The organism is Acidocella sp. (assembly GCF_052326845.1).
Taxonomy (GTDB): Bacteria; Pseudomonadota; Alphaproteobacteria; order Acetobacterales; family Acetobacteraceae; genus Acidocella.
On record NZ_JBKQJR010000032.1, the window covers coordinates 1 to 6,949 of the forward strand.

Genomic DNA, 6,949 nt, shown 5'->3' on the forward strand with positions numbered 1-6,949 from the left:
CAGCTAGGAATGCCCAGACTCGCCTAACCTCAATCTCTCGAACCGCCCGGTGCGGACCCGCATGCCGGGTGGTGTGGCAGGGGAGCGATCAGTGATGATCGCCCCCTATGCCGATTGCGCCGCGCAAAAATGCTTGACCAGCGGCGGCACGAGCCTGAAACTCGGGCCATGGATTGCATTACCGGCATGAATCCCCTCTGGGCGCTGTATAACACCGTGTTAGCCAAGGCCCGTTTCACTGACCTCACTCATGCCTTCCATCCGGGCCAGCCGCATTTCCCCGCTTTCCCCGATGAAACCGCCGAGACGCTGTTCACCGTGGCCGAGCATGGCTTCGAGGTGACGCGCTATTCGCATGTCGGGCAATGGGGCACGCACGTGGATGCGCCGAGCCATTTCGTCGCAGGCGGGCGCACGGTGGATGCGATTCCGGCGGAGCAGATGCTGCTGCCGCTGGTGGTGCTGGATATCAGTGCCCGCGCCGCGCAGGATGCCGACACCACGCCCATGCTGGAGGATGTGCAGGCATGGGAGGCGCGGCATGGCCGCATCCCCGAAGGCGCGTTCGTGGCCCTGCGCACGGATTGGCACAAGAAATGGCCCGACGCCGCGGCCTTTGCCAACAGGGACGCCGAGGGTGTGGCGCACTATCCCGGCTGGTCGCGCGAGGTGCTGGAGTTCCTGTTCGAGCAGCGCGATGTCCGCGCCATCGGCCATGAGGCGACGGATACCGACCCGGGGCTTTCCACCTCGAAGGGCGACTACAGCCTGGAGTTCTACGTGCTGAGCCAGGACCGCTGGCAGGTGGAGCAGGTGGCGAATCTCGACCAGGTGCCGGAGGCCGGCGCGCTGCTGCTGGCGAGCTGGCCGAAGCCGCTCAACGGCTGCGGCTATCCGGCCAGGCTAGTGGCGCTTCACCCCTGATTTAGAGTTCCTTTCAAAACCCTACTATGCCGGCCGCTTGGCACCGCATTTCTGCGCTCCGGTGCTCACGTACTCTAACGTACGCTCCGCTCCGGTGCTCGTAATACGGCGCCAATCGCCTCGGCCTAGCGGTTTTTGAAAGGAACTCTTATTCTGCCATCACGCCGTAAATGGCGCGCATGCGCTTCTTGTCCAGCTTGCCGACGGAGGTCTTTTCCAGCTCCTGGGCGAAGATGATCTGGTCCGGGATGGCGTAGCGGGAAAGCTCGCCCGTCTCCACGTGCTGGCGCACCAGCTCCTTTAGCTCCTCCTCCGTGGCCTCGGCATCCGGCTTCAGCACCACGATGGCGATGGGCCGCTCGCCCCAGCGGGCGTTCTCGATGCCGATCACGGCGCATTCACTCACTGCTAGGTGTTCCAGCAGGATGTTCTCCAGCGTCAGGGAGGAGATCCACTCCCCGCCGGTCTTGATGACGTCCTTGCTGCGGTCGACAATGTGCAGATAGCCATCCGGGTCGATGGTGCCGATATCCCCCGTATGCAGCCAGCCGCCGCGCCACAACACCTCGGAGGCTTCAGGGTTCTTGGTGTAGCCCGCCGTGAGGCTGGGCGTGCGGGCAACGATCTCGCCGACGCTATGTCCGTCATGCGGCAGCTTGTTCATCTCCTCGTCCACCACGGCGATTTCCGAGAGTGCCGCGGGCAGGCCGGCGGTGCAGCGCGTCGCCACGTCCTTCTCGGAGCCGGGGGCGCCGGGGTCGCAGTCCTGCTTGAGCTGCGCCAAAGTGAGGATCGGGCAGGTCTCGGACATGCCGTAGCCGGTGAATATGTCGATGCCGCGGGCCAGGGCGGCGCGGCAGAGCGATTGCGGCAGGGCGGAACCGCCAATGATGATGCGCCAGCCGCGCAGGTCGATGTTCTGCGCCTCGGGCGCGGTGAGGATCATGTGCAGGATGGTCGGCACGCAATGGGAGATGGTGACACCTTCCGTGGCCAGCAGCTTCAGCACCGTGGCGGGCAGGAAGCGCCCGACATAAACCTGTTTCATGCCCATCAGCGTGGCGACATACGGGAAACCCCAGGCATGGACATGGAACATTGGGGTGAGGGGGAGATACACATCCTCGCGCGAGATGCGTCCGTTCAGCCCGGCCATGAGGAAGGTGGACATTATGGTCAGCGTGTGCAGCACCAACTGGCGGTGGGTGAAGTACACGCCCTTCGGCAGGCCGGTGGTGCCGGTGGTGTAGAAGGTGGTGGCGGTGGTGTGCTCGTCGAAATCCGGGAACTCGGCCACCGGCGTGGCGGCGGCGAGAAGCGCCTCGTACTCGCCGGCATAAAGCGGGCCGCCAATGGCCTCCGCTTTGTCGTCATCGCTGAGGCACACGATATGCCGCAGGCGCGGCAGCTTGTGCTGGATCTGCATGAAGACGGGGTAGAAATCCTTGTTGATGAGCAGGATCTCGGCTTCCGAATGGTCGATGGTGTAGGCGATCTGCTCGGGGCTTAAACGGATGTTCGCCATCATCAGCGTGCAGCCCAGCATGGGCACGGCGAAATAGGCTTCCAGGTAGCGGTTGGAATCCCAGTCCATCACCGCCACCCGCGTCCCGTGAATGGCGCCGAGCGTGCCGAGCGCCCCGCCCAGCCGGTGGATGCGGTCAGCGAGCTGCGGGTAGGAGAAGCGCTGCGTGCCGCGATAGACGATTTCCTTGCGGCTGGCCTGGGCCAGCGGCGTTTTCAGCAGGGTCTTGATCAGCAGCTGGTAGTCTTGGCTCGGCATCTTTTCGCTCCCGGTTTATCTTGGTTGGGAGCGATAATGAGCAGTTCCGGTGGATTTACAAGCTGAAAGTCTTGGACTCCAGCTTGGCTGTCTTGCGGCGGATCACGTCCAGCGCGTGGGTAAAAGCGGTGTCGGCATCCATCCCGGTGGTGTCGATCAGCTCGGCGTCCGGCGCCTTCATCAGCGGTGCGGCGGCGCGGGTGCGGTCGGCCTCGTCGCGCGCCTGCACGTCGGCGATGACGTCGGCGAGATTCACGGTTTCGCCGCGCGCCAGGAACTCCTTGTGGCGGCGCTCGGCCCGGGCCTCCACGCTGGCGGTGACGAAGAGTTTCACATCCGCATGCGGGAAGATGATGGTGCCGATGTCGCGGCCATCCAGCACCGCGCCGTGGGAGTTGCCGAAATGGCGCTGGAAGTCGAGCAGCGCCTGGCGCACCTCGGGGATGGAGGCGACCTGGCTGGCCGCGGCGGAGGTCGCCGCGTCGCGCAGATCGGCGCGCTGCAAATCGGATTGGGTCAGCGCACGGGCGGCGTGCAGTGCGGCCTCCGCATCGGCGGGGGAGGCGCCGGCCTCCAGCACGCGCTTTGCGGTGGCGCGGTAGAGGATACCGGTGTCCAGATACGGCAGGCCCAGCGCGGCGGCGAGACGCTTGGCCAGTGTGCCTTTCCCTGCGGCGGCTGGGCCGTCGATGGCGACAATCATCATGCGGCCACCATGTTCGCGCCCAGCCCGCGCATCAGGCGCAAAAAGCCGGGGAAGGAGGTGTCGATGAAGCTGGCGTCGTCGATCTGCACCGGTGCCTCGCTGGCTTGGCCAAGTACCAGGGCTGACATGGCGAGGCGGTGGTCCATATGCGTCTCCACCAGCCCGCCGCCGGGAATAGTGCCGGTGCCGTGGATGATCAGGTCGTCGCCCTTGATCTCGACGCGCACGCCGTTCACCCGCAGCAGCGCGGCGGTGGCGGTCAGGCGGTCGGATTCCTTCACCCGCAGTTCGGAGAGCCCGCGCAGGTGCGAGGTGCCCTTCGCGGCGGCGCAGAGCACGGCGAGAATCGGGTATTCATCGATCATGCTGGGGGCGCGCTGGGCCGGCACGTCCACGGCGCGGAGCTCGGTATAAGCGGCGACAATGTCGCCCACCGGCTCGCCGCCGGAGATGCGGGCGTTCTGGATGGCCAGCTCCGCGCCCATCTCGCGCAGGGTCTCGAACATCCCGGTGCGCAGCTTGTTCAGCCCGGCGCCGGTGACGGTAACCTGGCTGCCCGGCACCAGCAGGGCAGCGGCCACGGGGAAGGCGGCGGAGGAGGGATCGCCGGGCACGATCACGTCAGCCGCGCGCAGCTCCGGCTGGCCGGTGAGGCGGATGACGCGGCCCTTGCCGGCGCGGGTCACCGAGATCTCGGCGCCGAAATGCTTCAGCATGTTCTCGGAATGGTCGCGGGTGGGCTCCGGCTCCTCCACCTCGGTCACGCCGCGGGCGTTCAGGCCCGCAAGCAGAATCGCGGATTTCACCTGCGCCGAGGCGACGGGCAGGCGGTAGGTAAGGGGCATGGCCTCACGCGTGCCAACGATGGTGAGCGGCAGGCGGTTGCCGGCGCGGGCGAAGAACTGCGCGCCGGTGGCCTTCAGCGGCTCGATCACGCGCGCCATCGGGCGCTTGCGGAGCGAGGCGTCGCCGGTCATCACCGCGTACAGCTCGTGGCTGGCCAGGATGCCCGCCAGCAGCCGCGCGGCGGTGCCGGAATTGCCCATGTCCAGCACGTCAGCCGGTTCGGTGAGGCCGCCGATGCCCCGCCCGGCCACCAGCCAGTCCGCGCCATCACGCGAGATTTCAGCTCCAAGCGCGCGCATGGCGGCGGCGGTGCGCAGCACGTCCTCGCCCTCCAGCAGGCCGGAAATGCGGGTCTGCCCAACCGCCAGGGCGCCGAACATCAGGGCGCGGTGGCTGATGGATTTGTCGCCGGGCACGCCGATGCTGCCGGTAAGAGGCGCGGCGGGGCGGGTGGAGCGGTGCGGGCGGGGCATGAGCGATTCCATGTCGCGCGATTAGCATGGCTCATGCGGTTTGACATAGGCCGCAGAGCGTGGCATCGCGCCGCCCTTGTGAAATTGACGAATTGACCCTGAGGTTGGACATGGCGAAACCGGAGCTTGGAGAAAAACATACTTGCGTGTCTTGCGGGGCGCGGTTTTTCGACCTCGGCAAGGAACCGGCGGTGTGCCCGAAATGCGGCACCGAGCAGCCGGCGGAGCAGCCGCGGCTGAAGCGTACCGCGCCGCTGCCGGAGGAGCAGAAGAAGGTGGCGAAGCCGATGCTCGACGGCGATGACGTGGACGTGGAAGTGCCCGATGACTCCGATGACGAGGACATCCTGGAGGATGCGGATGACCTGGACGACGATACGGTCGTGATCGACGCGGATATCGACGTGCAGCCGGAAGGCAATGACGACGAGCGGTAATCAGCCGCTCCCTTAAAAACCCGGCTTCAGGCCGGGTTTTTTATTGTGCTGGCGGCGGGGTGGGCTTCCAGCCCAGGGCGGATTTGAGTTGGGGGGTGCGCCTGGGCGCGCTCCAGGGGCCGAGCATCAGCACCGAGGCGGCCACCGGCGGCTGCACCGCCGGATGCAAGGTGAGGCGCAGGGCCAGGGCGCTGTCGAAGATGTCGATGCCGCTGTCGGCGGCGGCGCTGATCGTGCCGTTCGGCCCGGCGAGGGTTGCCTGGGTGAGCGTGCAATTGCCCTGGGCCAGCGTGCCCGCGAGGTTGAACGTGGTGAAGGGCGTGCTGCCATAGGCCAGGGCGGCGCGGAGCGTGCGCGCGGCGTCCGGCGTGTCGAGGGCGGCGGTGAAATCGCCGAGGCTGATGCCGCCCAGGCGCCCATGCGTGGCGCTCAGCGTGGCGGTGCCGCCCAGGGTCGCCAGCCAGTTCTTCGGGCTATAGCCGCTGGCGGTGAGGCTGGCGGTGGCGTTCACCGTACCTGCAGGCAGGCTGAAGGGGAAGCTGACCGGCAGGGCCAGGGATGGCGCGTCGATATTCTGTGCCAGCAGGCTAAGGTTGAATTCGGGCGCGGCATTGGGGCTAAACGCGGCGGCGAGGCTGCCGGAGAGGCTGCCATTGCCGATTGCGGCCTGGGTGAGCGCGAGCTTGGCGTTGTTCTGCCCGAGCGTGAGGCTGGCGGCGCTGGGGCCGAGGATGGGCGTGCCGGCATAGAGCACGCGGCTGGCATTGATGCCGATCTTGCCCTGCACCGGCAGGCTGGCGGGCAGCGAAAGGCTCGCGGGCAGCGGCGGCAGGGCCAGCGTGTCGGCGTCGATCTGCCCGGAGATGGTGTTGTTCTGCACCATGATCTGGCCGTTGGCGGCGAGCGCGCCGAAGCTGAGGATGAAATCGTTGAGCCCGTACTGGCTGGCCGAGGCGGTGAAGCGCGCGCGCAGCGAGATGGAGCCAGCACCTGGGAAGGCCAGCCCCTGGTTCAGCCCGAGCAGTTGCATGGCTGCGATCGCGTCCGGGTGGCGCAGCGAGAGCGAGCCGGTGGCGGACATCTGGTTGAGATTGATGACCGGCGCGGCGGTGACGGTGAAATCCCCCAGCGTGGCCACGGCGCTGGTGGCGAGCGCGTTGGCCGGGCCCTGCGCGGCGATGAGCACGGAGAGGCGCGGCACGGTGAGTGCTGCGGGCGGCACCCAGCCCGCGGGCAGCAGGGCGGCGAGCGGCGTGGCGGAGGGAATGTCGAGAAACCCGTGCGCCGAGGTGACTTGGCTGGAGGGGGCCAGCGTGAAGCTGCCTGCGGCCAGCCCGCCATAGAGATTGGCCGAGACGCGGCGGATGTTCAGCACGCCGTCCAGCGAGGCATCCACCGCCAGGTTCTGCAGCTTCACCGGCCCGGCATCGGCGCGGGCGGCGGTGATCTCGCCGTCGAAGGTGAAGCCGTCGCCCTGGCGCTGCCCGGCCCAGGCGATGAGCGGGGCCAGGGTCAGATGGTCGAAGGCGAGGCTGCCCGAGGCGTGGCCAGGGGCGAGGATGAGGTTGCCGGAGACATGGTCCGGCCCCAGCGTGCCGGAGAGGTTCTGCAGCACCGGGCTGGCGAGCGTGCCGCCTAGCGTGGCGGCGAGGCGCGCGCTGGGCCAGGAGGCGGGGGGCGTGATGTGGTACGCGGCGGCCAGGGCGGCGGTGTCGGGGACGGTGAGACTCGCCTGCCCAGTGAGCGCCCCGGCGGGGCTGGCGCTGCCCGCGGCGTTCAG

6 protein-coding genes are annotated in these 6,949 nt (G+C 67.7%); 2 read left to right on the top strand and 4 right to left on the bottom strand.

Annotated features, from left to right (window positions below):
• Nucleotides 1-186: 186 nt before the first annotated feature.
• Nucleotides 187-924: a cyclase family protein gene (locus ACLPJJ_RS02245; protein WP_443589136.1), complete on the top strand. Its 738-nt coding sequence runs from the start codon at nucleotides 187-189 to the stop codon at nucleotides 922-924.
• Nucleotides 925-1,072: 148 nt separating this feature from the next.
• Here the strand turns inward: ACLPJJ_RS02245 and ACLPJJ_RS02250 are convergent, their stop codons facing one another.
• The 3 genes from ACLPJJ_RS02250 to aroA are packed head-to-tail and all read right to left on the bottom strand — an operon-like array spanning nucleotide 1,073 to nucleotide 4,744.
• Nucleotides 1,073-2,707 (bottom strand): fatty acid--CoA ligase, encoded by a 1,635-nt coding sequence (locus ACLPJJ_RS02250; RefSeq protein WP_443589137.1) that lies wholly within the window; start codon nucleotides 2,705-2,707, stop codon nucleotides 1,073-1,075.
• A gap of 55 nt (nucleotides 2,708-2,762) precedes the next feature.
• Nucleotides 2,763-3,413 carry a (d)CMP kinase gene (cmk, locus tag ACLPJJ_RS02255; protein WP_443589138.1) on the bottom strand — a complete coding sequence of 217 codons (651 nt, stop codon included), beginning with the start codon at nucleotides 3,411-3,413 and terminating at the stop codon, nucleotides 2,763-2,765.
• Nucleotides 3,410-4,744 (bottom strand): 3-phosphoshikimate 1-carboxyvinyltransferase, encoded by a 1,335-nt coding sequence (gene aroA, locus ACLPJJ_RS02260; protein ID WP_443589139.1) that lies wholly within the window; start codon nucleotides 4,742-4,744, stop codon nucleotides 3,410-3,412. Before aroA ends, cmk begins: the two co-directional genes overlap by 4 nt.
• A gap of 98 nt (nucleotides 4,745-4,842) precedes the next feature.
• Between aroA and ACLPJJ_RS02265 the strand changes: the two genes are divergently transcribed.
• Nucleotides 4,843-5,169: an FYDLN acid domain-containing protein gene (locus ACLPJJ_RS02265; protein ID WP_443589140.1), complete on the top strand. Its 327-nt coding sequence runs from the start codon at nucleotides 4,843-4,845 to the stop codon at nucleotides 5,167-5,169.
• 40 nt (nucleotides 5,170-5,209) lie between these two features.
• On the opposite strand, the gene ACLPJJ_RS02270 is transcribed toward ACLPJJ_RS02265, so the two are convergent.
• Nucleotides 5,210-6,949: AsmA family protein (locus ACLPJJ_RS02270; RefSeq protein WP_443589141.1), on the bottom strand; the 1,740-nt coding region annotated here is incomplete at its 5' end.